The sequence below is a fragment of the Flavobacterium sp. genome, from assembly GCF_032153895.1.
GTDB lineage: Bacteria > Bacteroidota > Bacteroidia > Flavobacteriales > Flavobacteriaceae > Flavobacterium.
Window position 1 is genome coordinate 23024 of the sequence record NZ_JALDYN010000015.1, and the last position, 26912, is coordinate 49935.

The following is a 26912-nucleotide window of genomic DNA, read 5'->3' on the forward strand; positions in this document are numbered from 1 at the left end:
AAAAAATGTCCTATAAAAAAACAGTCTGCTCAAATTGAACAGACTGTTTTCATTTCAAACCTTATAACGTATATCTAAAGTTCGCGATTGATATAAACCCAACCGGTTACTGTTGAATTATCTCCTTTCACAATACTGTAGAAATAAGTTCCGTCAGGTAATTTATCTCCTTTTTTAGAAGTTCCGGTCCATTGCTTCTGATAACCTTCTCCATACGAATACACTTCGGTTCCGTATCGGTTGAAAATCGTCAACTGCTTAACGTTTAATCCGGTAAGATCAAATTCGTCGTTCTGTCCATCGCCATTAGGAGAAATTCCTTTTGGAATGAATCCGCATGAAACGTCAACGGTTACTACTTCACTGTATGAACCGGCTAGATTACATCCGTTAACATATTCATCAATAGCGTAAGTAACTGTATAAATACCATTTGCACTGGAACTGATATCCAAAGCACCTGTTAAAGTATTCAATGATAAACCAGACGGTGTTACACTAAATGTTCCTCCGGTTGTAAATCCGTCAGCAGTTGTAATGGTTGAGGAATCACCAACGCAATACATTTCTTTATCATAAGCAAATACTACCTCAGAAGCAACTGCATCATTAACGATTACTTCAATAGCAACTCTTGGCCCGATACAACCGTTAACATCTACTGCACTTACATAATAGATTGTAGTTCCTGGAAGTGAAGTATCAGGAATTGGTGCTGTTGTAGAACCAGTCCCACCGAATTCTTGTGTATACCATAACAAAGTATGATTTGCAGGCGGAGTTGCTGTTAAAGCGTTTGCTACAACATTTAAACAATATTCCACTTGAGATTCAACAGTTGGAACTTCAGTAATTCCTTGATAGGTTATTGTAACTGTAGATTCGCAATAACGGGTTTTCCAATGATAAAGATATTCTCCAGCAATATTGAACCCAGAAACTGTAGCTGATGTAACAGTCGGAGTATCTATAGTTGTTGGTGCAGGATTTGCTGCGTCTGCTACCCATTCTCCAATACCTTCGGCTTCAACTAAAGTTGATGTGCTACTACAATCTAATGTAATAGATGCATTTTTAACTCTAGTATCAGCTTTGAAATTTGCGGCATCGATAACGTGACCAATTGCATTTCCTTCTACACGGAAAATAAATCGTGTTGTTGTCTGACCTGAAGGTACCGAATAGCTGCCTTGAACCAATTCCCAAACCAAACTATTGGCATGGTCTGATGCAATTTCTGCAAATGGTCCTGAAGGTGGTCCAGCAAATAACTTAACCGTTGTTCCGGTTCCGGTTGTCTGTCTGGTTGCGCTGGCGAAACTAAAATCCATCACGGTGATTTCGGATGTATCAAAATCTTTATACAATCCTTTAATGTTTGGATCAGCCGGATTCCAATCTGCAGCATCATCTTGAATTAATTGGACACATTGACCACCAGAATATGGAGTAACATTCATCGAATTGTTCGCTTCTTGAAAAAACATTGTTCCTCTGTTTGTATTTACTCTCCATCCTGGAGTTACTTTAGCATCAATAATAGCTGTAACACCTGTCACAACTTGCATCGAAAGTTTCTCAAAGTCGTAATTGAAGGCATCCATGCCACAAATATCAGATGGTGTGCTCACACAAATATCAAAACGTTTATCGTTTGGTGTAGTTCCATCCAACTTAACTCTGATTTTATAAGTGTTTCCTACTACCAATTCAGAAGAATAAGCTGCAATTAAGGAATTATTTTCACTACAAGCCTTTTCGATTAAAGTACCATCTGTCTGCACTTCATAAAGTGATAATATGATTTTTGGCCAAGGTCCTTGGAAGCTACTACCATAATAACTCCCCGGATTGAAATTACTCAATTCAACAGTATGCACTTTTGATGTTGCTACAAACTCATACCAAATATCTCCTCCGTTCACTCCGTCACAAGATGTTGCGTCACTTGAAGCGGTTGCCCCAATAAAAGATGCCATAGTTCCCTGTTCATCACAATTACCATCAGTATTAACCTGAAGTGCAATTGCCGTAGAAGCTTCATCATTTCTAACATAGGCTTTGGGTCCTGACCAATAACTTTTATTGGTATCACTACAAATTGCTCTCACAAAAAATTCGTTAGTTGCTCCCATTGGATAGAAGAAATCAGAGGCTTGAGGCGTGTATGATGGTGTATTGACAATAACTCCTGATTGCGCAATCGTTCCATTAGCGAATGGTTGAACAAAAACTTCCCATTGCGTTTCAGAACCTCCAGGTGTCCAAGAGAGAACTCCAGCATTACTTACTGTCAAATTCGTTGGCTGAGGACAGGTAATTGTTCCACAACTTGGAATGCCGGTATAAATATTGTTATGTACCGTACCCAAACCAAGCGGACTCGTCCAAACAACATTATTAGACTGGTCTCTAATAACAGCTTGCGCTTGTGAATATTGAGCACCACTTCCTAAACCATCCCAGTATAAATTAAACTCTACACCAGAACACAAAAATACCTGATAATCAATAACCAATGGTTGATTAGGTGCTACAATTGGGAAGGTAAGAGTTTGCAATACGATTCCGTTTTGTACTACATTGATGCCTCCTGCCACATGTCCTGTATTACCATTACTTAATGAAACAGTATACTGACATAAATTGGAAGAATCACATCGAGTTAAAATTTCAATTGGCCCTACCCAAACACTTTGATCTGTTCCACTACAAATAGCTCTCACATATACATCATATTTTGTTGAAGGATCAAGCCCAGTAATTGTATAAGGATGAGTTGTAGCTGTATGTAAATACTCAGGAAGCGTGTTCCCCGTTGGAGCTGGTGAACCAAAAGGCTGAACCGATAATTCCCAAGAAGATTCCGAACCTGTTGCTTCCCAATCTACTACAGCTGTGTCATCTGTTACAGTTCCAGTTGTTACATTAATTACTGATGGACATGCTGGAATATCTTCAACAATTACGTTATCAATAAAAGTTAATTGTCCTCTATAACCCCAAGGGTTAGAAGGAAAACCAGGAGTATGAAAACCAATATTAATATCGGTTTGCGATGTGATATTGGTTAAATCAATTACCTTTTCACGAACTTCCATATTATTAATTGTTTCGCTTTTAAACTCAACATAAAGCGAACCTGTTTGTGTAACAGTTGCATTGGCTGACATTGTTATCACAGCTCCATTTTTAGCAATTACAGTGGTTCCGAATGCAAATGGATAACCTTGCATATACACGACATCACCTACATTAATACGATTAAGTTCAGTCGAAGTTACAGTAATTGTATTAGATCCCGCTACAACACCAGTACCATTAGTTGTTGTAGTATAACTGTTTTCATATAAAAGCGTCGATAACTGATTCACAACGGCGCCATTTGTAGAAAGAAACACCTTCAAATCTTCTTTGAAATCACTATGATATACTTTGTACGAAAAGCGTAAACGCTGACCTGCATGAGCCTTTAGTGTAGGCGTTACCAACCAATCGTTGTTTGCACCATTAGATCCGGTGAATAATGCCGCCATTTGATCACCTTCAATAGGTTGAACGGTGGAATTTAAATTCCAATCGTTAGCATCATTATTCAGGTTGAAAATTTTCCAGCAAGCTTCTGATGTTGAATTTGAATCAAACGTCTCAAAAAATGGTGTATCTAAAGCAATACAACTTGTTCTGAAAGCAAACGGACCAACCCATTCGCTACTATCAGACGAGTTACAGATAGCACGTACATAATATTCGTATCCGGTATTCGGATTTAAACTTTGAGCATTATAAACTGGGTTTGTATTCACAACTTCTCCCGTTCCCGGAGTTGGAATTCCTTCTCCTGCTTCTTGAACAACAACTTCCCATTGAGTTTCCAAATATCCTGCTGACCATCCTAAATTAGCGGTAGTTGTCGTGATTCCTGAAACTGTTAAATCTGAAGGGTTTGGACACAATACCATATCTTCTACTACAAAATCATCTACTACAACGATTCCGGTATCTGCTGGGTTTGGCATATCCGCAGGAAGTCTGAAAGCAAAATAAGTTACTCCAGTTCCGGTAAATACTGCAAAATCCTCCATAAAACCAGGATTATCAAAATCGTGTGCCGGAATCAAAGTTGTATAGCTGCTAAAATCCGGGGTTGAAGACATCAAAACTTCAAAGTTTCCTCTTGGCATTGGAAAAAATGGAGTTGTCGTTACTCTGTATTTAAAGCGAACTCTTTTTAGACCCACAGCGTTAACGGGAGCACTAATCAACCAATCGTTGTATGTTACAAATGGTATAAATGGACTTTGTGCCTGTGGGCGGATAGTTGCCTCAGTTCCATTAATAGTCCATTGCGCAGCATCATTATCCACATTATTGGTTGACCAACAGAATTTTTTAGTTGCCGTATCTGTATCGTTAAAACTTTCAACATAAGGAACCGGTTGTGCGATACACAGAGTGTTGAAATTGGTAGGTCCTGCCCAAATACTTGTTCCTGTAGATCCTGAACAAACTGCTCTTACATAAAATTCGTAACGGGTTGATGGACTTAAATTTGTAATCGTATATGGATTTGTAGTTACAATATTCACTACGGCTCCCGGAACATAAGGTGCAGATGGCTCGCCAGTTCCCAAAGGTTGTGCTATGACTTCCCACTGACCGTTATTGAACCCGTTCGTCCAAGAAACTTCTGCTGTTGTTGTTGTAATCGAACTAGCATTTATAACAGGATACGTAGGCTCTGAACAGTTCGGTAAGTTTTCAATATAAACATCATCGATATAAATCCATGTTCCTGTTTGTGTTGCTCCCGATGGCACTATCCAGGCGATATTAACATCTCCCGTTACGTTTGGCAAAGGCACAATCATTTCAATTGCTTGATACGCTGTAGTATACGAAGCTAACGGAACTACAGTAGTTGTAAAATTCTGAGCACCAACACCAGTGGTTGACATTTTTACTTCAAATGAACCAGGTCCAGCATTTGGATTACTTGCAGAACCCCAGTTACCGTAAATTGTATATTTGAATTTCAATCTTTTCTGATCCACTCCGTCAAAGTGAAATTGAGGCGAAACTAAAATATCATTCGTGTTTGTTCCTGCATTTGAAGTACGCAACTTTGCAACAGGCTCACTGGATGAATTGTTTCCGAAATGGAAAAAATCTGCATCATTGTTCAAATTAATCTGTGACCAACAGTCATTCATTCCGGAACTTTCAAATCCTGTGTAATAAGGCAATACCTGAATATTACAAGGTGTTCTGAAATTTAACGGAGCTGTCCATTCTCCCGGTGTTCCTCCACAAACTGAACGCACAAACAAATTATAGTTCGTAGCGGCTGTCAATGGCATACTTGGGTTGTTCGTATTGGTTGCTGTCGGTGTTACAACATCGGTTCCATTTGGAACTCCCTGAGAAGCTTCTTTTACAATATATTCCCAATTGCTAACTAAATTTTGTGGATTTGCCCAAGAAAAAGTAGCACTGGTCTGTGTTAAATCGTTATAAGATAATCCCGAAGGCATTGGACAAGAAGGCTGTGATAAAGTAAATGTAAAACAAATACTTGCAGCCGAACTTTGCTGATACGGTGATGAAATTATAAAGTAATAAGTTTGACCTCCTTGCATCAACATATTTTGAATCTGACCGGAAGTTACTCCAGATGGCTGTCCTGTAATAATTGATCCTAAGCAATTAGCTGTTCCAACTGTACAACTATCGAAAATAAAAACACTCGACAAAGCATTGAAACATCCCGCCGACGAATTCACATTTACAGCCATACTAATATTAACCAAACCAGTCGTAGCTGGTGTATACGTTAAAAAGGCATGATCTCCAAGCAGCCAGTTTTGTGATGACCCAGAAGGTTGACAACTCAATCCTTGAGAATTCAGAGGTGTATAACTTTGGGTATCATGATAGAGGTTCAAATTGGTACTTAAAACATATGGTGATGTCGAAACATTTTGCGGAATAACAATTGGTGTAGCACATGACAATCCTAATGTTGCAGTCGTAATCTGGAAAGGTCCTGCCCAACCACTGGATGTTGTTGCATCACAAACTGTTTTGATATAAACATCATAGGTAGTCCCATCTTCTAATGGGTTGCCATTTGTTAATGTTGTTGTGTCATAAGTAAGTCCCGGAACAGCAGTTCCCGTAGCTCCAATTCCGCTTCCTTGCTCAACAATTTGAATTTCAAAATTATTAGCTGTCGGATGATTCCAGTTAATCAAGGCACTATTTGCAGATGTGGCAGATGTAATTCCGGTAACTTCAGAACAGGTTTCGATTACTCTAATATTATCTACAAACCAAATATCACCGCTGGTTCCTGATGGATTAGCAGCATCCTGATTTGTTATTGCCACAAAAGCCAAATAAACCGGTATTCCCTGAGGTAACGTAAGCGGTACTATTTTTTCCTGATAAGTGGTCGCCGGCACATTCAATTGTGCTTCGGTCCATGAAGCTACAACGGTTGTAAAACTACTGATATCCGGTTGCGAAGCTGTAGAAAGTCGCAATTGAAAAACAGTTCCTTTATTGGTAAAACTTCCCTGTTTCGTCCAAAATCGAATTTCAGGATTATTAGTTGTTAAAAATTGAGGAGAGATTAAATAGTACTCAGCAGTAGTCCCTACAGTACTATTCAACGCTGGATTGACTTTAGCTCCTGGTGTTCCTAAATACCCTTCTGCAGGTGTAGAAGCAACCCAGTTGTTACTAACGGTCTGATTGCTGTTAATTCCCCATGTGGCCGGAATTCCTCCACTAAAATCTTCTAAATTCAATTGAGCCGATGCATCAGTTGAATATAACCCAAGTAAAAAAGCCAACAAGACCATTTGTAATGATTTTTCTCTCAATCGCTTAAGAAAAAATCTGGAATTGAACAGCCAATTGGAGTTGTGTAATTCGGTTTGCATTTTTTTAGTTTTACTGAGTTAAAAACAGCTTTAAAAAAATGTAGGACATTATAAAAATGCCCTACATGATAAAAAGCAAAAATTAATTTTTAATAATTTTCAATACTTGAGTGCTTTCTTCTGTAAACACTTTAACCAGATACGTTGACGCTGATAAATCATTAAAGTCAACCTGAACCGTATTATCATTAGTATTTTGCACTTTTACAAGTTGTCCTAATAAATTGTAGAATTCAACTTTTGTAATCGGATCTTTTGCTGAAACGGTTAAATAGTCAGTAACCGGATTCGGATAGTATTTTAAGCCCTCGATTTCAAAATCGTTTGACCCTAAACATGGTCCGTTTGCCTGAATGGCTAATCTTGGTCCTTCACAACCAGCAACAGTTTGTGATACATAATAAGTATTGCTCACTACAGCAGTTGTTGATGTTGGTAAAACAGTTCCCAAAGTTGCTGCATCATACCAAGTATAGGTCGCTCCCGTTTCTCCAGTCACTGAGAAATCTGCAATTGTCCCGGTTGAACAAGCGTCTTGTGTCGCTGCTCCGGTTGGCGCAACAGTATTAACTACAGTCGCTGTAACTGGTACTCTAGTCGATTCACATGTTTCATCATACGTTAAATTATGGAAACAGTTTGTTGTATTAGCAGTTGTATTAACCGCATCAACCAACGATGAAATGTTTCCTGTCAATTTAAGGGCTCCGCCTGTTGGATATGATATTGTTGCAGTACTATTTCCTAATGAATTGGTCGTTGCAGCTAAACCGTTAGAAGCTACCAATCTGTAACCAACTCCAACAGGAATTGTATAATCTAAAGTTACCACTTGCGGTGTAGAACCTACAGTCCCTGTCACTAATGTTGGAATAAAAGTAACTGGACTCGTTCCTGTAACAATGTTTCCATTAGCATCGTACAAACTCACTGTAATTGGAGCTAAAGCGGCAGTGTTTTTCGGATAAACAGTTACTGTTCTCAATTTAATATTATTGGTTACATCAAACGCAATTCCTTTAAACAAAGCTGTAGAAAGTGCTGATCCTGTATAAGTACCAGTATTTACAGCATTTGAGGTTTCCGAACCAGAAGCCACATAATACGTAGTTGTTGAAGAAACACTTGGGCTATATGCAGTACCTGTTGCTACTAAATTACCTCCAGAAGCCGCATCATACCAATTAAGAATTGTGCTTCCTGAAGCTGTTAAGTTAACCGTTCCACTAGTACAAATTGAACCGTTAGTTACTACAACACTTGAAGTTGTCACCGTAACTGTTACAGGAGTTGAAGTTCCTGTAGCCGAAGAACATGTTACATTACACCTGTACATCGTATCTGCATAAAGTGTAGCAATGTAAGTAGCTTCATCAGCACCTGAAACATCTGTCCAGTTAGCACCTCCATTAACCGAAGTTTGCCATTGATAAGTTACACCAGCACCCGTAGTTGCAGTTTCTAAACTCAATGTCACTGACTGACCTGAACAAACTGAAGCTGATGTAGAAATCGTTGCTCCCGGAGCCGGAGTTCCTGTACAACCAGGACCATCAGCATATGCAAAATTGCCTAAAAACCCTCCAGTTTGAGGCGTAGCTAAATTCAATACCGGCACACTATATGTTGTACCATCAAAGTTGGTTGCCGATGCAGGAGTAGCTACTAAATCATATACTCCATTTTCAGTTGCTGAATGAACAATCATACTTGATGAAGTGATTGGAGCAGATCCGATTCTTACATTATATCCTGTAAAATTACCTGCTGTACCTACTCTTGAAACATTCCAACGATCTGCACTTAAATTAGAAGCATTTGCTGCATTTACTGTACCTGAATTAGTGTCAAAAGCTTCAGCCATTAACTCAACTCCTCCTGTAGAGGCAATATATACAGGCATATACTTACCATTTTTACCAACTGGAAATAATCTGTATTGTGTAAGTGTACCACCCGTCTTGTTAGCGTGTGCACAAGGACCATCAATGTGTGTTGTGTTACTTCCGTTAGGCGCACTAAAACTACCAGGCGTAAATGGAGTTCCTGTTACATCCTCAAGGCCACAATAAATAGGATAAGCCGCTGAAGTATGAAGAATACCATTCGTTAATGTAACTGAACTCCAAACTCTGAAATTCGGAACCTGTAATGTTACACCGGCCGGATTTGTATTATTAATCGTTAAACTTTGTAATGCATAACCTGTTTTTGGTCCGTTCGTTAATGACCATTGATTCGTTTCCCATACACCAGGACCTGAAATTGTTTGTGGTAAGGTAGTTGGTACAACCGTATCATCAATCATGTTAGCCAATTGCAAACTCGTTCCTGCAGACGGAAAGTAAATCGCTCCGTTATTGGTAATATTTCCACCAACATAAACTACTGAATTCGCAAAAGTTTTTTTGAATACACTACCAGCTGTTACGGTAAATGCATTCTGAACGTTCATGTTGTAATTGTTATTGATATTGTTACTACCAACATTCATAAATCTTGATGCTCCGTTTGGTGCATCTACAGTTAAATTCCCTAATGATAATAAACCTCCGCCCGCTTGAAACTGACAGTTAAATCCAGTCGTTATAGTATTTGCATTTTGAGTTGACACTCCATCTCCTATCTGCAATGTATGATTTAAGCCTGCTGCATAATGATTTGCAGAAGCGTAAATGAACGCTCCACTCGAAAGTGTATTAAACGGAGAGAAATTCATAACCAATGGAGATGGCGCTCCAGTTTGAATTGGTTCTGATAATGTTAAACTTGTTCCTGAAATATCTGTTACAAAAGTACCAGGAGCAATTCCGGCACCACTCACAGACATACCTGCAACAATACTTGGGTTTGCCACTGTTAAAACTGTACTATAAGAACCCTCTGAAATGGCATTAAAAGTCATCGTTTCTTGTGTAGTGATAGGTGATGTACCTAAACCTGTAACAGGTGAAGACAACGTGATTTTAGCTAAAGCGTTTGATGTTATATTACTATTAAAAACCAAACCAGTAATTGTTGAACCTGCTTGAATTCCGGTTCCCGAAACACCTTGTCCTAAGGCAAGATTTGCATTACTTGCATTCGCTTCAAGAACTACTGTCGACCCTCCATTCTTCATTGACGAAAAATTCAAAGGTGTACCTGCAGGAATTGCAGCAGTAACCGGAGCAGACAATGTTAAAGTAATTGGCGGTGGAAACCCAGCCATTCCAACAGTAATATTTGTGATTGTCGTCCCGGTAGGAATATTAGCATGACCTGAAACTTCCTGACCAATTTCAAAAAGGTTGTAGGTTCCTGTGATGTTAACAGTACTTCCTGTAGCGGCACCATTTACAGTAAATGTACCAGCTGCACCAGCAGTGTTTAAATTATAATTTCCAATAGTTGAACCAGTAATAGGAGTTGTTTCGTTTACCAACGGGTCAACAATGGTAATCTTTCCACCTGTCAAATTCAGATTAGAAGTTTCTATTTTACAAGAAGCTCCTCCAAACGCTACTGAAGTTGCAGCATCACCATTATTGTTACTGTCAATAATAATGTCACCACCCGACTGATTGAAAATACTTTCTCCTTTATGAGCAACAAAACCATTTACTTTTAAGTTTCCGGAGGTCATTGTATGAGTTCCGTAATTGTAAAATGCTGCTTTGTTATTGACACAACCAACAGTCATTGTTGTTGATCCTCCATTATTTGTCAATGTTCCGCCTTTAGCAATAATTACGCTTGATGCATTAGCTGTAGTTGTAACTGTAACGTTATGTCCGTTAGCAATAGAAACTACATCTGTACAAGTTGGTACAACTCCTCCTACCCAAGTAGATGTTACATTCCAATCCCCTGACGCTGCCGATGTAATAGCTGTAGCCATATTCAAAACCGAAGCATCATTTGCTCCAATATAAACCGGTGCCGCTGTTAAACTCGCAAACGGAATTTCTTTTCTGAATACGAAAGGAGTAGCTGTTCCATCTTGGTGTGTTCCTGCTAAAGCTGCAGACGCATTCATCAGTCTTGAAGAACCATCAATAACCTGAAAACCTCCGTTAGCATATACCCCAACTCTATTGGTTGAAGTTGTTGCATTAGGTGCGAACACTAAAGCGGGTCCAGCTGGAACAGCATTCCCGTCTGGAGTTGAGACTGCCCAATTTCCATTGTATCTGTTGTTGATTGTGTAACTTCCGTCAGCAATCGAAAGACTTCCTGTTGTTGTAGCAGCATCAGTATAGGTAACCGCTACTTCACCCGGTGTAGCCGGAGCTGCATCTGGTAATAAATAGAAAGATCTATCCAAACCTGTGTTGCTGATAAAAGGATACCAAAAAGCTTTACCGTTATTATCTGTTCCTGGGTACTCTGTTCCCGGTTGAATCTCTTTCGTATTTACAGTTGAAGTCCATTTTGAAACCATTCCGCCAGTAAAACCATTACCTGATGGGATAACAATATTTAACCCAAGCATTGCGCTGAAGTTTCCAAGTACTAATTTGTTACCACTAGTAACATTCACTCTACCTTTTGACAAATTCAAAACCGATTTAACTCTTACTCCGTTTGCATTCCAGATAACATTCGAAGCAGCAGTAGCAGTATTATTAACCTCCAACTGATTTAAAGTACCTGAAACATTGGCAAAAGCATTAACTCCAGGTGTTGAACCTCCAAAGAAACCTGCTGGATCAACTGTTACTGTCTGAACCAAAGAACCGTTAAGATTCAATCTTCCCTGATAAGCTGTTGCAGCCCCAAGACTACTGTCAAATCTGGCAGCAGGGCCAACGTCTAAATTGTGTTTTAACTTTAAATGTTTCCCATTTGTTCCATCGTGGTTATTAAATCTAGCGCCACTTGCCGCCAAGTTTAAATCATTATTAATACTAAATTCATCAATAACATTACTAATTGCATATTGTACTAGTGTATTCACACCTGCCAAAATCAAATCCTGACAACCTGAATATCTTGCATCCAACATTACCACCTCATTATCGTTATCCAAAACAACAACATCTGCTGGAGTTGGAACTTTCCCGCCATCCCAAGTTGTTTCCTGCGACCAAAGTCCTGAATGAGCACAGGTAATTTCTTCTGAAACTCTTGAAGTAAGTGAAATATTGTCAATAGCTGCCGGTGGAAGTGTTCCAGCCGAAGTATTGTTTGTCCATGTAAAAATCAATCGGAAAATTGTTCCTGCAAAACTGCCAGGAATAAATGCTGTTGTTTTGGTAACCGCAACCTGTGGATTTGAATTAAACGAAACCATAGTTGCTCCAGACCAAACCCCTCCATAAGTAAAAGCACTTACAATCTGTGAATTTGCTCCTTCAACAACTTGCGAAACTGGTGCAGCCCAAACTTGCCATCCACCACCTGAACTTGGTGCTGATTTCACATCAAAAGTTAGTGTAATTGCATTTTGACCTACTGGAACAGTAACATCTTTGTAAAAATATACCGTTCTAGCACCAGAATTACCACCATATGAATTTGAAGTTCCGTTATCATTACTGATATAAGCAGCATTACCGGATATTGCAGATGAAGTTGCTGTAAAATTCAAAGTTTGTGCTACAGCAAGTGCCGTTCCGTTAATGGATGCTTTAGATAATCCTAAAGTTGTTCCATTGATACTGGCAACATAAGTATTCACATCAATAAAACCCGCAACTGGAGCAATTGCCATACCAACCACAATGTTAGGATTAGCAGCCGATAAAGTAACAGAATATGTATTTGCTGCAATAGAAGCATTTGTTAGTTGAGTAGTCCCAACACTAATACCTCCAGCATATTTTCCAAATCCTAAAGTAATGCCAGAAGCAGAACCTGTAGCATTTTGTGAAAGTGTAAGCGTTGTTCCGACAATACTCTGTACAAAGGTATTAACCGGAATATTTGCGCCATACACTAATTGCCCCACAACAATACTTGCATTTGGAGCAGTCAAAGTAACGGTTGCTGAGGAAACAGTAGTATTACCAACGGAAGTCGTTCCGGAAGCTGCGCTACCAACAGTCCATTTAACTGGGCCTGTTCCTTGATTGGCAACTGTCCATCCGTTTGCTTCAAATGTGCTTCCTGAGTTAAATCCTCCATCCGTAGCCGGATTGATGATTGTAGTCTGAGAGAACACAGCATTTGAAAAACAAAAAAACAATAATGCCAAAAACTTATTGTGGAATTGTCCATCTTCTTTTGAGGCGACAAAGCGATTAATCACTTTGCTCTGTTGTAATTTTTTAATCATAATTCATACTTTTTGTTGATGTGTCAATAAAGTAAATGTATAAAAACAGATACTTAATATATTAACACAATTCTTTAAGAATTCCTTAATTTCAAAAATAGAAAAATGTTAAAAAACCCTTAAAAATCAAGGGATTCGAGAGTAAAAATCAAAAAAGAGAACATTCAAAAAAGAGTAACGTAATTGTGAATAATTTCATGATTTTTTAATAAAAAAAACACATTGTTAAAAAATCACACGATAATTTCAGAAGATAAAAATGGTCATAAAAAAATAGTACAGAATTATTAAAGTTGAATAATTCTGTACTATTTATAGGTAAAATAAGTAATTAAAAAACTACGTTTTATTATAGTCTTTAAGCATTTTTTCTCCCTGAAGGTTTTTTATTGACGCTTCTAATTTTAGAATTGTTACTTTTCTTTTTCGAGAAGACAATAGTAGAAAAGCAGTAAGAACAATCAATATTACAGCTACAATTAGGGTTTTATACAATATGCCGGGAACTTCGTTTTTATACTTTTCAGCAAATTCAACCTTAATCGCTTCAAGTGAATTACCCGCCGATTTACGTTCCCTCACTTTAACTTCATTTTGGATATCCAAATACTTCTGATGGTACTTTCTGTATTCATCCCATTTATTGATGGCTAGATAATTTTCAGACAAACCGCGGTAAATTTCCTGGTTTAAAATCAAATCATCAACCTCTTTTGAAGTAGTAAGTGCTTCATGCAACAGCGAAATCGCCTGATTGTAATCGCCTTCCATTGTGTAAACCTGTGCCAAACCTTTTTCTGCAAATCCCAACAAACTGGCTGCTTTAATATTTTTGGCATATTGCAATGATTCCTCAAAACTTTGTTTAGCCAACTTCGTATCTGACATCAGTAAATAACAGTTCCCTTTATTATATTTTGCAATACTTATTACATTGGAGTTTCCTACAACATCTTTAGATTTCATGATTTCCTGTACACCTCGGTCGAAAAATTCAATGGCTATCCCACAATTCAGTTTCTCTTTATAAATAAACCCCCTTACCACATAATTAACCGCCAGACTCACATGAACGGAATCAGGTTTATCATACTCAAGACATAATTTTTCAGCCTTATCTAAATTCTCTATCGCTTTGTCGAAAATTTTAAGCTGATGATACTGAATACCCGTTTTGGTTGTTACGGATATCTTTAGTCTCTTATCTTTGGTTTGAGGAAGCAATTCATTAGCCTTAATTACATACTCAAGTGATTTTTGATAATCTCTTTTAGCAGAATAACCGTCAGAAATTAACTTATACGCTCTAATTTTAACATCGACATCATTAGTCGCCTTTAGTATTTCATTCCCGGTTTTAATTGTCTTATCCGGATTTTTATACATTTCTGAAGTAGAAACCTTAATTATACTGTCAATGCTTTTTGAATCCTGAGCTTGAATTTGTAGCCCTGAAAACACCAGCAGCAATACTAACCAAAAATTAATCGTTTGCTTCATCATCACTGGCGGTATTAAGGTTAGTATTTTCATTCGTTAGTAACTCAATAAAAGTCACTGGAGCAATTCCGGTAATGGACTTAAAAACGGTAGCAAAACTACTATGAGAAGAAAAACCGGAAACATCTGCCAAATAACTGATTTTGTAATTCAAATAATTTGAATCAGTTTTTAACTTTTCAACTATATAACTGATTCTCAATCTGTTAATATAAGTATTAAAGTTTACTTCATAATGAGTATTAATAATCTCCGATAAATACTTCGTATTGGTATCAAACTGACCGGCCAAAACTGAAAGTGACATCTCTTTACTGAGAAAACGGGAAGAACTCTCAAATTTTTTGAGTTTCGTTAATAAAAGTTGTTCGGTCTCTTCTGGAATTGTAGATTTCTTTTTAACAGTCTTCTTTTCAGTTGAACTTTCAGTTTGACGCGTTCTCGTTAATAGATTGTTTCTGGTGATTTCTAGATAATTGATAACTTCTTCAAGACGTCGCTGCCTGCCCACAACACGAAACCAATAAACGGCAGACAACACAGCACCAATTAAAAATATAGCCAAAAGCAAGTACATATAACGCAGATAATCTGCCCTTTTACCTTTGTAATTTTCTTCATATGATTTAGAAATAAGGTTATGTGCAGTATTAACTGATTCCTGCTCTTTTGCGTCTACTTCGGTATTTATTTTTAAAAATTCAGCATTGTAAAACTTATAATTCGACTGATCGTTTAAAGCAATATAATTGGCAATGAGCTGACGTCGAATTTTTCTTGACAAATAATCATTATCGATTAATTTAGTTGTTTTCATAGCCTCCAAAATCTCGGCTACAGCAATTTTATGTTCTTTTTTTTGAAAATTCACATTGGCTAATCCTAACAAAACCAAAGCCTTTCCGTAATCATTTTTATTACCTTCTTTGGCAATACGATTCAAAACAGATTCAAAACAAACAATAGATTCCTCCAGCTTGTCTTTACTATACAAAGCCTTTCCTTTTGAAATCATGATTCTCATCCAGATATCCGAATGTTTATCTGAAATATCGTCAATGATGGTTTTATTTTTTTCAATCAGCTGAATTGCCGCATCAAATTTTTGCTTGTCCAATAACATCCCTACTTCTTCAAGAAACAAAAGGGATTTACCTATTTTAAGTTCATTGGAATCCGATACAGATTGCAATCTGTTTTGGGCTTCATCAAAATAGAATCGAGCCTGATTGTCAAGATATAATGTCCGTAATATTTCCGATTTCCCAACCGCAGCTTTTATAAGGAGAAAAGGATCATCCTCGGTTTCTTCATCAACTTTAAAAAGATAATTAAGTGCATTGCTGTAATCTCCTTTTACTGTATAAATCTCAGCAATTAAGAGATTAACCTTATTTTTTTCTGTATCAGATATGTTTAAAGAGAGTAAATGTAAGGCTACTTTAAGCCCTTCATCCGGATTCGTATAAGCCAAACTTTCAGATTCGGAAAACAAAACCTGCTCTCCCATAACTGTCTGAGCATCTGTTCGGAATGACATCAGGATGGTTGAAAAAAATAATACGAAATAAAGATTAAATTTTATGTAAGGGTATTTCATTAAATTTTAGTGCGCAAATACGCAAATTTTAATTAGCATTCTTTTTCCCAAAAAAAGAACCTCAAAACAGCTACTAAAAATAGGGATATAATATCAAAATTACTGCATTTTTAAATTCTATTTTTTGTTTTTTTTATACTTTTTAATATAATAACTATTTTTCTATAAATTATTACAAAAACACAGCCTTTTCAAGTATATCTTCATTCTCTCACTGCTACTTACATTTAATCGGAACAACATACTTTGCTAAACCAGTTAATATTCTGTATTCGGAAATCAAAGTCACAATTCCTATCTTTGGAAGATTAACATCATTAAAATGTCATCACACCACATCGTACGCGACGATCAGGAACCCGCTTTAATCATTGCCAATGGAGCCGAGTGCAGCACCGAATTACTTGGTCAATTGCTAGAATGGTCACCTTTGGTAATTGTTCTTGATTCTGCTATTGAGCGCGTATTAGATTTAGGAATAAAAGTCGATGTACTTTTAGGCGATTTCGACCGTGGTTTTGATGCCGAACATTACCGTGAAAAACAATATCCCATAGAAATCGTCCACACTCCAGATCAAGACAAAACCGATTTGGAAAAAGCCTTCGATTATTTAATCGAAAAAGGTCATAAAGCGGTAAACGTTATTTGGGCAACAGGAAAAAGAGCCGATCACACTATCACTAACATTACCAATATTGTACGTTATCGTGACCAACTGAAAATTGTGATTTTAGACGATCATTCAAAGATTTTTTTACTGCCTAAACATTTTCAGAAATGGTATACAAAAGATAGCATTATTTCCTTAATTCCTATCGGAAGTGTAAACGGAATACATTCTGAAAATCTGTATTATCCCTTACACGATTACAGCTTGAATCTAGGCTATAGAACCGGAAGCAGCAACCATGTTTCTGAAGACGGAATTGTAGTTATAAATCATCAAGAAGGCGATTTGCTTTTGATTGAATCACTTGATTAATCTGAGTATTTTGTAGCTGGTTATCTTTTCGAAATTTTGCCATTCCCTATTTTTTTAGTATATTATCGTTTGATAAAATATTTGCCATGAAAAAATTATTAGAATACCTGAATTTGGAGCGCGAACTGGACGATTTTGACATCATTCATGAAAAAGTAGCAAAAGATATCAGTTTTAAAGGAACCAACCTCTGGATTTTAGTTTTTGCGATTTTCGTAGCTTCCATCGGATTGAACATGAACTCAACTGCTGTGATTATCGGCGCCATGTTAATTTCACCTTTAATGGGACCGATTAACGGAATGGGCTACAGTGTTGCCACTTACGATTTTCCATTATTCAAAACCGCTTTAAAAAACTTCGGATTTGCCGTCGTGGCCAGTTTGATTGCTTCGACTTTATATTTTACAATCAGTCCGGTTTCAGCTGCACATTCTGAATTATTAGCCAGAACCAGCCCAACAATTTATGATGTATTAATTGCCTTTTTTGGCGGATTGGCAGGAATTGTCGCCATCAGCAGCAAACAAAAAGGAAACGTAATTCCTGGTGTTGCCATTGCGACTGCTTTGATGCCACCTTTATGTACAGCCGGTTACGGTTTGGCTACCGCTAATTTGACGTACTTTTTTGGAGCTTTCTACTTATTTACCATCAATACCGTTTTTATTGCTTTGTCTTCAACTTTGGTTTGTCAATTGCTGAAATTCCCAATTCGGGCTTCAATTGATGATAAGCGAAAACGAAGCGTCAACCAACTTTTATCGTTTATTATTCTGATTACTGTTATTCCGAGTATTTATTTCGGTTACGGATTGGTGATGAACGAAAAATTCACGGAAAAATCAAAGAAATTCATTGAAAGCATCAGTGTTTTTGAAGGTAATTATCTTTTGAAAAGCAATATCGATGCCTCAAAAAAGATAGTCACTTTAGGTTTTGCCGGAAATCTCCTCGACGATAATTACAAATCTAAAATTTATAAGCGAGCACACGCCTTTGGCATCGACAGCACAGGCATTGTCTTCCAAAAAGCACTTACTTTTACTAAAGAATCCGAATTGAACAAATCGAACAATCTTCAGGCACAAGTTAATCAATTGCAATCAGTTATATCGGAACAAAACAGAAAAAAAGACAGTTTGAATTTAGTCGGAAATCAACTCCTTAAAGAAGTCAACACGTTGTATCCGGAACTAAAAGGATGTGCGTTTGCGGTAACTAAAAGTTATTCGGTGAAAGATTCGGTACAAAATGTGGCTTTGGTGTCATTTAACAGTTCAAGAAATTTCAATGCTGAAGAAGAACAACGCATTAAAAAATGGCTTGCATCACGACTAAACATTGATAACATCAAGTTAATTATCGAAACTGACAAGTAAAATAATTTATCTTTGTAAACCGATAAAAAAGGAGCTCCAGCATGAAATTTCAAGTCGTTTCCGATTACCAACCCATGGGCGATCAGCCACAGGCCATTGAAAAATTAGCCAACGGCATCATTAATGGAGAGAAATACCAAACTCTACTTGGTGTAACCGGCTCTGGAAAGACATTTTCTGTTGCGAATGTCATTCAAGAAGTACAACGTCCAACTCTGGTTTTAGCGCACAACAAAACGCTGGCAGCTCAGTTGTATTCGGAATTCAAACAGTTTTTCCCGAACAATTCGGTACAATATTTCGTTTCGTATTACGACTATTATCAGCCGGAAGCGTTTATTCCCGTTACAGGAACCTATATCGAAAAAGATTTGTCCATTAACGACGAATTAGAGAAATTGCGTTTAAGCACCACTTCTGCCCTGCTTTCAGGACGTCGCGATGTTTTGGTAGTTGCTTCTGTTTCGTGTTTGTACGGTATCGGAAACCCTGTGGAATTTCAAAAAAACGTAATTTCCATTGAACGCGACCAAACCATTTCCCGTACCAAATTATTGCATCGTTTAGTGCAGAGTTTGTATTCGAGAACCGAAGGTGAATTCACTCCGGGAACGTTTAGAATTAAAGGTGATACGGTAGAAATTTTCCCGAGTTATGCTGACGAACCTTTCCGCGTGCATTTCTTCGGTGATGACATTGAAGAAATTGAAGCTTTTGATGCCAAAACTGCTCAAGTCATAGAAAAATATTCAAAACTGAATATCTATCCAGCGAATATGTTTGTGACTTCTCCAGATGTGTTGCAAAATGCAATTTGGGAAATTCAGCAGGATTTGGTAAAACAAGTTGATTATTTTAAAGAAATCGGTAAACATTTAGAAGCCAAACGATTGGAAGAAAGAACCAATTTCGATTTGGAAATGATTCGCGAATTAGGCTATTGCTCCGGGATTGAAAATTATTCCAGATATTTAGACGGACGACAGCCCGGTACTCGCCCATTCTGCCTGTTAGATTATTTCCCTGATGATTTTTTAATGGTAGTCGATGAAAGTCACGTAACCATTTCACAGGTGCACGCCATGTACGGAGGTGACCGTTCTCGTAAGGAAAACTTGGTCGAATATGGTTTCAGATTACCGGCCGCAATGGACAATCGCCCGTTGAAGTTTGAGGAATTTGAAGCGCTTCAAAATCAGGTTTTGTTTGTTTCGGCTACACCGGCGGATTATGAATTGCAAAAATCGGAAGGAATTTATGTGGAACAAGTAATTCGTCCTACAGGATTATTGGATCCGATTATTGAAATCCGCCCGAGCGAAAATCAAATTGATGATTTAATCGAAGAAATTCAATTGCGCTGTGAAGCAGATGAACGTGTTTTGGTGACTACTTTAACCAAGCGTATGGCGGAAGAACTGACCAAATATTTAACGAAAGTTTCGATTCGTTGTCGTTATATTCATTCGGATGTGGATACTTTGGAACGTGTGGAAATCATGCAGGATTTGCGAAAAGGAATCTTCGATGTTTTAATCGGTGTTAACCTTTTACGTGAAGGATTAGATTTGCCTGAAGTTTCTTTGGTTGCCATTCTAGATGCTGATAAAGAAGGTTTCTTGCGTAGTCATCGTTCACTAACACAAACGGTTGGTCGAGCTGCCCGTAACGTAAACGGAAAAGCCATCATGTACGCCGATAAAATAACGGCCTCGATGCAAAAAACGATTGACGAAACTTCTTATCGTCGGGAAAAACAAATTAGTTACAATAAGGCAAACAATTTGGTTCCGAAGGCATTGAACAAAAGTTTAGGAAATGTTTTGGCTGGCAATTCTGTTTCCACGCAATATTTTGAAGATAAAGCTTATAAAGCGAATGAACCGGAAAGTTTATATCTGTCCAAACCGGAAATCGAAAAGAAAATCCGTGAACTTCGCAAATCGATGGAAAAAGCCGCTAAGGATTTGGATTTTATGCAGGCTGCGAAGTTGAGGGATGAGATAAAAGTGTTGCAGGAAAAAATTTAATATTACAACATTACACTTTGTAATTGTTATATTAATCTTGTAATTACTTTTTTTCGTAAAAGAATCAAATAGCTTGTTATTTTTGCTAAAACCCTAAACTATAAATAATGAAACAAGTTTTTAGATTTTTTGCAGTTATCCTAGCCTTATCAACATTTTTTGCTTCTTGTTCTTCTGATGAAAGTAATCCAAATCAAGTATTAGATGCTTCAATTACCGCTACAGTTGACGGTCAATCTTGGAGTTCAATGCCTGGTGGTGCAACCTCAGTTTTAAGTGGCTTTGGAATGTTTGGCGAAAATCAGACCATTTTCAACATTACAGGATTTAAAATGGATATGACCACTCTAAACATGATGATTCCTGCAAGTGATCTTAATGAAGGAACTTTCAATTACGATGAAAACTCCACAGCTAACCTATCCTTTTCAAACGAAGTAAATTCATTCTCAAGTTCAGAACCTGGCGGAAGTTTTTCACTTACTATTACAAGTTTAAACCTTGACACTGGCACCATTTCTGGAACATTTTCCGGAACACTTATAGACTTTGAAGGAAACAGTATTTCAGTTACAAACGGAGAAATAAATAATGTTCAAATTATGACAACAAATTATTATTCGAATGGAACTATGAGTTTATCAAGAAATGGAGGTGCTTCTTTTACTATGGACAGTAATGCTGATGATTCGAAATTAATCACAATTATGGAGAATAGTGAAACTAATCAGGTTATGGTAAACGGAAACAATGGTACATTAACTTCTGATGCTGGATTATACGTTATTGCTTTTCCAAAAAATGTAACTCCGGGTACTTACAACCTTGCAACTGATACAGGATTTACTGCAGGATTAGGCAATAGTGACAGCGAACCAGAATATAACTTAACTAGTGGCTCCATAACAATTACCTCTCATAGTGGCAACACTGTTTCAGGAACTTTTAGTTACACCGTAAACAATGGTGTACAAACCGTAAACATTACAAATGGTAGTTTCAGTATTACACATAACTAAATTTAGAAACACATAAACAAACCGAAAGGAGTTGCCAGGCAGCTCCTTTTTTTATGATATTTTAAAAATACAACCACCTAACAATCAGTTGTTTAAATACTATTTTGTACCTTTAACCCACTCATTTCTACCTAGTTTTTCACTCAAGTATCCATTTAAAAAAAAGGGTTTATGAAAACTAGTTTTACTCTTTCAATCGGCCTCTTACTTTGTTCGATTGTTGCCGTTCAGGCACAACTAAAACCCCAAACCGCACAGGAAAAAGTAGTCATCGATGAATATCATGGTGTCAAACTTGAAGATCCGTATCGTTATCTCGAAAATCTTGATGATCCTAAAGTTGTCGAATGGATGAAATCCAACGCCAATTATGCCCGGGCAAAAATCAATGAAGTGCCGGAACGTCAAAAACTTATTGACAAACTCAATGAACTTGACAAACGCCGTGAAAGTGTTATTTTCAATTTACAAATCACCGAAAACGACAATTATTTCTATTTAAAAAGAAAAGCCACCGAAGAAAACGGGAAATTGTACCACAGACTAGGATATAAAGGTGCTGAAAAATTACTTTTCGATCCGGATACTTATAAAAAATCGGATGGTTTAAATTATAGCATCAGTTCGATTACTCCGAATGAAAAAGGTGATAAAGTAGCATTTGAAATTGCACCAAGCGGATCCGAAAGTGCCGAATTACTCATAATTGACAGCAATGGAAAACTGTATCCTGAAGTATATGACCGCTGCTGGTTCAGTTCGCCTTCCTGGATGCCGGATGGTAATTCGTTTACCTATGGGCGCTTAAATTCTGCGGATGTTACCGATGTGAATCGTTTATTAAACTCAAAAGTTTTTTTCCACAGACTTGGGGATGATCCCAAAAAGGATGTAGAATTCTTATCCAATAAGACCAATCCGGAATTAGCAATAGGAGCAGAAGAATTTCCGTTAAATTATTATCATAAAAATTCGAATAAAAACTATGCACTGGTTGTTACCGTAGACAAACGCCTTAAGCTGTACACAACCGATTTCACTAACAATTTTAATCCCACAAAATGGAACACTTTAATTAGTAAAGAAGACGAAGTCACAAATTTTAATATCGATAAAGACTTTCTTTATTATCAGACTTTTAAAAACGCACCTAATTACAAAATCATAAAAGTTCCAATTGCAAATCCAAATCTTGACAATGCTGTTACAGTTGTAGAGGAACCTAAAAATGGAAATATTACAAGCTTTACCATTACAAAGGATGGTTTGTATTATTCTGTTACTGAAAATGGTGTAGAGGCAAAAGTATTCTTTCTGGAAAAAGGAAAATCACTGCCTACCGAATTAAAACTACCTTTCCCTGCAGGTACTGCAGATTTAGCAACCGTTAATGAAAACAGATCAGATATTTGGGTAGTGCTTTCAGGGTGGACCTCCCCTACCAAACGTTTTTTATACAATCCTAAAACGAACGATTTCACTTTTCAACCCCTTACAAAACAAATCGAATATCCAGAATTTAAAGACATGGTTTCCAAAGAAGTAATGGTAAAATCACACGATGGCACTATGGTTCCGGTTTCAATCATCTACAACAAAAAAACCAAACTTAACGGTGATAATCCGGTACTTATGATGGGTTACGGCGCATATGGTATGTCTTTAAGTCCCAGATTTAGTCCCGGATTTATATTGTCGTATTGTGCCTATGATGGTATTTTTGTAGTACCTCATGTTAGAGGTGGCGGTGAATTAGGAGATACTTGGCACAAAGCAGGTCAAAAAACAACCAAACCAAATACCTGGAAAGATTTTATCGCTTCCGCAGAATATTTAATCAAGGAAAAATATACTTCGTCGAAACGAATTGCCATTGCCGGTGGTAGTGCCGGTGGTATTTTGATTGGACGCGCCATGACTGAACGTCCGGATTTGTTTGCAGCCGCGATTCCTGAAGTGGGATGTTTAAATATGGTTAGAGCCGAAAATTCGCCAAACGGTCCAGGCAACACACCTGAATTCGGAACTGTAAAAAATGAAACGGAATTTAAAGCCCTTTTGGAAATGGATGCTTTTCATCACATCAAAAAAGGAACCGCATATCCTGCCACGTTAATCACTGCAGGAATGAACGATCCAAGAGTAATTGCCTGGGAGCCTTCAAAATTTGCCGCCAGATTGCAAAATGCCAATTCCTCCGATAAACCGATTTTATTCCTCACCGATTTTGAAGCCGGTCACGGCATGGGAGACAGTAAAACTAAAGCTTTTGAAAGTATTGGCGATTTGATGACTTTTGCTTATCAACATACTGGTCATCCTAAATTTCAGTCGTCGAAAAAAATGAAGTTTTAATTATAATATACTTTTAAGGAATAAAAAGACGGAAATCATTCCGTCTTTTATATTTATAGCAATTAATTATGTTGTTCCATAAAAGCAAACAACAAAACCTCAGGATCAATCATCTTGGTTGGTGATTGTGTCATTGCTTTTAACGTCTTTTTAATTCCCATTGGGTTGAGTCCCATATTGATACCGATTTCATTGATGGCTTTGATTTCCCGGTCATGCAAAACACCGTCGCAGTGCATCAATAAAGCCAATCGGTAAAACTGCATGATGCGGTTATGTTCGTCTTTAATTACTTTCACAGCATCGCGTTTAGCAAACAATTCTAAAAAAACTTGTTTTGAAATGCCTAATTCCTGAGCTACTATCCAAAGAAAATCGTATTCACGGTCATGCAATTCACCATCTACAACAGCAAAGGCAATCATCTCGGAAATTAAACTGATCTTTTCTTCGTAAGTGTCCATAATCGTATTTTTTGCTAAAATAAGACAAATTTCTGTTTGCTTTACGCCTATCTTTGTAGCAGATATACAAAATTATGAACAATAACGATATATTAAAAAAATTACGCGTTGCGCTTCAGCTTCGAGATGAACAAATTGTTGAAATTCTTGAATTGGTCGATTTCCGAATTTCAAAAGGAGAACTGGGTAACTTTTTCCGCAACGAAGACCATCCGAAATATATGGATTGCGGCGATCAGGTTTTGCGCAATTTCCTAAACGGATTAGTAATTCACCTACGCGGAACCAAAGAAAACCCAAAAAATCCAACTGAGGTTCTGAAAAAGAACAAAGCCGAAGCTTTAAAAAACGATAAAGAAAAAGCCAAAACTGCTACTGACAAACCAAAATCAGCTTTCAAAAAACCTATTGGTAAAGGAAAACCCGCTCCCAAAAAAGAACCTATTGTTCAAAGCGTTAAGTTTAAAAACGGAAAGAATAAAAAATCGTAATCTTCTGTGTTGAAGAAATTTGATACAATCACTTATTTATCTGAAGGAAATAATCTTCAAAAACAGTGCTTTGACATTTTAACTCATTACAAAGTTTTTGAGCATTTAAAAAATTACAACCCGATTCTGGTTGGAACCATTCCAATTGATATTGCTACTAAAGACAGCGATTTGGATATTGCTTGTTATTGGACCGATAAAGCCAATTTCATCTCATCTGTAAAAAAAGGCTTTTCAAAGCACATCGATTTTAAAATTACTGAGACAATTATAAATGATGTTGAAACTGTAATTGCTAACTTTCTTATTGATGCTTTTGAAGTGGAAATCTTCGGGCAAAACATTCCGGTTCAGCAACAAAACGGCTATCGGCACATGATTATCGAAGCGGAAATTCTGGAAAAAGAATCGGAAAGTTTTAAAAAAGAAATCATTCGACTAAAAGAAAACGGTATCAAAACCGAACCTGCTTTTGCACAACTTCTGCAACTCGAAGGTAATCCGTACGAAGCGTTACTCAACTACAAACCATAAAAAAATCCCGAGTCTAAACTCGGGATTTCTATATTTCAAAATATACTTTCTGAATTAAGATAAAGCAGCTTTTACTTGGTCAGCAGCTTCCTGGAACTGAACCGCAGATAAAATCGGCATACCAGAATTATCAATTAACTCTTTAGCGATTTCAGCGTTAGTTCCTTGTAAACGAACGATGATTGGCACTTTAATAGCGTCACCCATATTTTTATAAGCATCTACAACTCCTTGCGCAACACGGTCACAACGAACGATTCCACCAAAGATGTTGATTAAGATAGCTTTTACGTTTGGATCTTTTAAAATGATACGGAAAGCCGTTTCAACACGTTTTGCATCTGCTGTACCACCTACGTCTAAGAAGTTAGCCGGCTCGTAACCTGCATACTTAATTAAATCCATAGTTGCCATTGCCAAACCAGCTCCGTTTACCATACACCCTACAGTTCCATCTAAGTCTACGTAGTTTAGTCCTGCTTCTTTCGCTTCAACTTCGATTGGACGCTCTTCAGTGATATCTCTCATCTCAGCTAAATCAGCGTGACGATATAAAGCGTTGTCATCTAAAGTTACTTTAGCGTCAACAGCCATAATTTTATTATCAGACGTTTTTAATACCGGGTTGATTTCAAACATCGATGAATCAGAACCGATATAAGCTTTGTACAAAGCATCAACGAATTTCACCATATCTTTGAAAGCATCACCAGATAATCCTAAGTTGAAAGCGATTCTTCTAGCTTGGAAACCTTGTAAACCTACAGCTGGGTCAATTTCTTCTGTGAAGATTTTCTCCGGAGTGTGTTCTGCTACTTCCTCGATATCCATTCCACCTTCCGTAGAATACATGATCATGTTACGACCTGCTCCACGATTCAATAAAACAGACATATAGAACTCTTTCGTTTCACTTTCTCCTGGATAGTAAACATCCTCAGCCACTAAAACTTTGTGAACTCTTTTACCAGTTGGAGGCGTTTGCGGTGTAATCAAATCCATGCCGATGATTTGTCCTGCAATTTCCTGAACCTGATCTAAGTTTTTAGCCAATTTCACACCACCACCTTTTCCACGACCACCTGCGTGAATCTGTGCTTTGATTACATGCCAACCTGTACCGGTTTCTGCAGTTAATTGTTTTGCCTTAGCAACAGCTTCTTCAGCATTGTTGGCTACATAACCACGTTGAACGCGTACACCATAGCTAGCTAATATTTGTTTTCCCTGATATTCGTGTAAATTCATAATAGATGTGTTTTGCTTTAAATAAAGTGCCACAAAAATAACAAAGTATATTGAATGTGCCTAATGTTTTTTATTGAAATCACAGAAACAATTTCATA

The 26912-nt window shown here is 37.4% G+C and carries 13 protein-coding genes; 7 read left to right on the plus strand and 6 right to left on the minus strand.

The genetic code is table 11. From position 1 onward, the window contains the following. Positions 1-74 precede the first annotated feature (74 nt). The 4 genes from RUH60_RS07095 to RUH60_RS07110 all read right to left on the minus strand — a co-directional run bounded on the left by RUH60_RS07095 (position 75) and on the right by RUH60_RS07110 (position 16246). Positions 75-6947 carry a choice-of-anchor J domain-containing protein gene (locus RUH60_RS07095; RefSeq protein WP_313806813.1) on the minus strand — a complete coding sequence of 2291 codons (6873 nt, stop codon included), beginning with the start codon at positions 6945-6947 and terminating at the stop codon, positions 75-77. 82 nt (positions 6948-7029) lie between these two features. Further along, a complete protein-coding gene (locus tag RUH60_RS07100) occupies positions 7030-13206 on the minus strand; it encodes a T9SS type A sorting domain-containing protein (protein WP_313806815.1) in 6177 nt (2058 codons plus the stop codon). A 339-nt stretch (positions 13207-13545) separates the two neighbouring features. After that, positions 13546-14739, minus strand: a complete 1194-nt coding sequence (locus tag RUH60_RS07105; protein ID WP_313806817.1) for a hypothetical protein — start codon at positions 14737-14739, stop codon at positions 13546-13548. Further along, positions 14690-16246 (minus strand): helix-turn-helix domain-containing protein, encoded by a 1557-nt coding sequence (locus tag RUH60_RS07110; RefSeq protein WP_313806819.1) that lies wholly within the window; start codon positions 16244-16246, stop codon positions 14690-14692. Before RUH60_RS07110 ends, RUH60_RS07105 begins: the two co-directional genes overlap by 50 nt. Positions 16247-16628: 382 nt before the next feature. On the opposite strand from RUH60_RS07110, the gene RUH60_RS07115 reads away from it, so the two are divergent. The 5 genes from RUH60_RS07115 (at position 16629) to RUH60_RS07135 (ending at position 24077) form a co-directional block, all read left to right on the plus strand. Continuing rightward, a complete protein-coding gene (locus RUH60_RS07115) occupies positions 16629-17291 on the plus strand; it encodes a thiamine diphosphokinase (RefSeq protein WP_313806821.1) in 663 nt (220 codons plus the stop codon). Positions 17292-17377: 86 nt separating this feature from the next. Next, positions 17378-18673: a DUF389 domain-containing protein gene (locus RUH60_RS07120; RefSeq protein ID WP_313806823.1), complete on the plus strand. Its 1296-nt coding sequence runs from the start codon at positions 17378-17380 to the stop codon at positions 18671-18673. Positions 18674-18714: 41 nt separating this feature from the next. Further along, a complete protein-coding gene (uvrB, locus tag RUH60_RS07125; RefSeq protein WP_313806825.1) occupies positions 18715-20703 on the plus strand; it encodes an excinuclease ABC subunit UvrB in 1989 nt (662 codons plus the stop codon). A 107-nt stretch (positions 20704-20810) separates the two neighbouring features. Beyond that, positions 20811-21722: a hypothetical protein gene (locus RUH60_RS07130; protein WP_313806827.1), complete on the plus strand. Its 912-nt coding sequence runs from the start codon at positions 20811-20813 to the stop codon at positions 21720-21722. A 171-nt stretch (positions 21723-21893) separates the two neighbouring features. Further along, complete coding sequence (locus RUH60_RS07135; RefSeq protein WP_313806830.1) at positions 21894-24077, plus strand: prolyl oligopeptidase family serine peptidase; 2184 nt, start codon at positions 21894-21896, stop codon at positions 24075-24077. Positions 24078-24139: 62 nt separating this feature from the next. Here RUH60_RS07135 and RUH60_RS07140 read toward each other — a convergent pair whose 3' ends face one another. After that, the gene (locus tag RUH60_RS07140) at positions 24140-24541 is read right to left on the minus strand and encodes a TerB family tellurite resistance protein (protein WP_313806832.1); all 402 of its coding nucleotides are present in this window, start codon (positions 24539-24541) and stop codon (positions 24140-24142) included. A gap of 74 nt (positions 24542-24615) precedes the next feature. On the opposite strand from RUH60_RS07140, the gene RUH60_RS07145 reads away from it, so the two are divergent. Both RUH60_RS07145 and RUH60_RS07150 read left to right on the plus strand, forming a co-directional pair. Next, positions 24616-25032 (plus strand): DUF1456 family protein, encoded by a 417-nt coding sequence (locus RUH60_RS07145; RefSeq protein ID WP_313806834.1) that lies wholly within the window; start codon positions 24616-24618, stop codon positions 25030-25032. Between the two features lie 6 nt (positions 25033-25038). Beyond that, positions 25039-25566, plus strand: coding sequence for a DUF4269 domain-containing protein (locus RUH60_RS07150; RefSeq protein WP_313806836.1), 528 nt, complete (start codon positions 25039-25041; stop codon positions 25564-25566). A 54-nt stretch (positions 25567-25620) separates the two neighbouring features. Here the strand turns inward: RUH60_RS07150 and sucC are convergent, their stop codons facing one another. Continuing rightward, positions 25621-26814, minus strand: a complete 1194-nt coding sequence (gene sucC / locus RUH60_RS07155) for an ADP-forming succinate--CoA ligase subunit beta (protein WP_313806838.1) — start codon at positions 26812-26814, stop codon at positions 25621-25623. Positions 26815-26912 lie beyond the last annotated feature (98 nt).

What these genes read in the sequence shown, in the direction of transcription:
- uvrB (WP_313806825.1), top strand. Translation starts at nt 18,715, where the DNA reads ATGAAATTTCAAGTCGTTTCCGATTACCAACCCATGGGCGATCAGCCA.
- RUH60_RS07145 (WP_313806834.1), top strand. Translation starts at nt 24,616, where the DNA reads ATGAACAATAACGATATATTAAAAAAATTACGCGTTGCGCTTCAGCTT.
- RUH60_RS07110 (WP_313806819.1), bottom strand. Translation starts at nt 16,246, where the DNA reads ATGTCATTCCGAACAGATGCTCAGACAGTTATGGGAGAGCAGGTTTTG.
- RUH60_RS07135 (WP_313806830.1), top strand. Translation starts at nt 21,894, where the DNA reads ATGAAAACTAGTTTTACTCTTTCAATCGGCCTCTTACTTTGTTCGATT.
- sucC (WP_313806838.1), bottom strand. Translation starts at nt 26,814, where the DNA reads ATGAATTTACACGAATATCAGGGAAAACAAATATTAGCTAGCTATGGT.
- RUH60_RS07095 (WP_313806813.1), bottom strand. Translation starts at nt 6,947, where the DNA reads ATGCAAACCGAATTACACAACTCCAATTGGCTGTTCAATTCCAGATTT.
- RUH60_RS07140 (WP_313806832.1), bottom strand. Translation starts at nt 24,541, where the DNA reads ATGGACACTTACGAAGAAAAGATCAGTTTAATTTCCGAGATGATTGCC.
- RUH60_RS07120 (WP_313806823.1), top strand. Translation starts at nt 17,378, where the DNA reads ATGAAAAAATTATTAGAATACCTGAATTTGGAGCGCGAACTGGACGAT.
- RUH60_RS07105 (WP_313806817.1), bottom strand. Translation starts at nt 14,739, where the DNA reads ATGAAAATACTAACCTTAATACCGCCAGTGATGATGAAGCAAACGATT.
- RUH60_RS07100 (WP_313806815.1), bottom strand. Translation starts at nt 13,206, where the DNA reads ATGATTAAAAAATTACAACAGAGCAAAGTGATTAATCGCTTTGTCGCC.
- RUH60_RS07115 (WP_313806821.1), top strand. Translation starts at nt 16,629, where the DNA reads ATGTCATCACACCACATCGTACGCGACGATCAGGAACCCGCTTTAATC.
- RUH60_RS07130 (WP_313806827.1), top strand. Translation starts at nt 20,811, where the DNA reads ATGAAACAAGTTTTTAGATTTTTTGCAGTTATCCTAGCCTTATCAACA.